The organism is Bacillus cereus group sp. BfR-BA-01331 (genome assembly GCF_022663915.1).
GTDB lineage: Bacteria > Bacillota > Bacilli > Bacillales > Bacillaceae_G > Bacillus_A > Bacillus_A mycoides.
Genome location: NZ_JAKUGJ010000119.1, coordinates 1 through 1,080 on the forward strand (window position 1 = coordinate 1; position 1,080 = coordinate 1,080).

Consider the following 1,080-nt stretch of genomic DNA (forward strand, 5'->3'; position numbering starts at 1 on the left):
TCTTATTAAACGCACAGAGGATCTGATTCGAATTCATCAATCTTGGATTCAGGCTGGAAGACCAAAACCACAAAAACCAACCTTCTTTGTCATTAGTTTTACAACAATGCGAGGAGATTCTATTAAACAGATGCCATTCCCTTATAAGCAGACTTCTCTTTCTAAAAAATCGGAGGAAGAGGTGCAAAGATATTATAAGAATGGATACTACTGTTCAGATTGTGGCGCTAAGTTACGCAAAAAGACTTCTTCTATGATGGTTCAAAAAGCTAACGGTGAACAACAAGAAGTTTGTCAGTATAAAGATTTTACAGGAAGTGACTTAGATTCTAAAACAAATAAAAACAGTGTATGTGCCGATTGTAATTCAAATATTTGGAGTCCAAAAGTAAAAACAAAATATGCGAGTTTTAAAGATTGGACGAAATATGAAAATAAATTAGTGCAAGCAATAAAAGAAGGAAATAAACCGTTGCAAAAACAACTAGAGTTAGAAAATCGTGTGAAACCATATGATGCGAAACATTCAGGAAGAGCATATCGAAAGATAGCTACTGTTGAGTATATTCGTAGAAAAATGAAACAATTCTTTGATGCTCTTATCGTTGATGAAGTTCACGAATTAAAAAGCGAAACAGCACAAGGAACTGCCCTAGGAAGTTTAGCGAAGGTTTGTAAGAAAGTTGTAGCTGGAACAGGTACATTATTTGGTGGGCGAGCGAGCGACGTATTCTATACGTTATGGCGTTTATTCCCTCAAAAAATGGTGAAGAGTGGGTTTGAATATAGTTCTTTAATGGATTGGAATGAGACTTACGGAAACATCGAGAGAACATATTACCATGATGGTGAAGTTGTATCCAATGTAGCTTCGCGTGGTGCACAAGGAATGCTAGATAAAACTAAAGTAGTACCTGGTATTTCACCGTATGTGTTTACCCAATTTTTAATGGATACAACAATAAATGTACGTTTAAAAGATGTATGGCCAAATCCAGTTGAGCTAATCAATGTACCTACGATTCTTGTTGATATGTCTGAAGAGCAAAAACAAGCCTATGAGCATATGAAAGAGTCATT

1 protein-coding gene is annotated in these 1,080 nt (G+C 35.6%); it reads left to right on the forward strand.

Going from position 1 to position 1,080, the window contains the following annotated elements:
- Window positions 1–1,080, forward strand: a 1,080-nt coding sequence (locus MR155_RS31160) for a DEAD/DEAH box helicase family protein (protein ID WP_472927185.1), incomplete at both ends; no start/stop codon positions are given.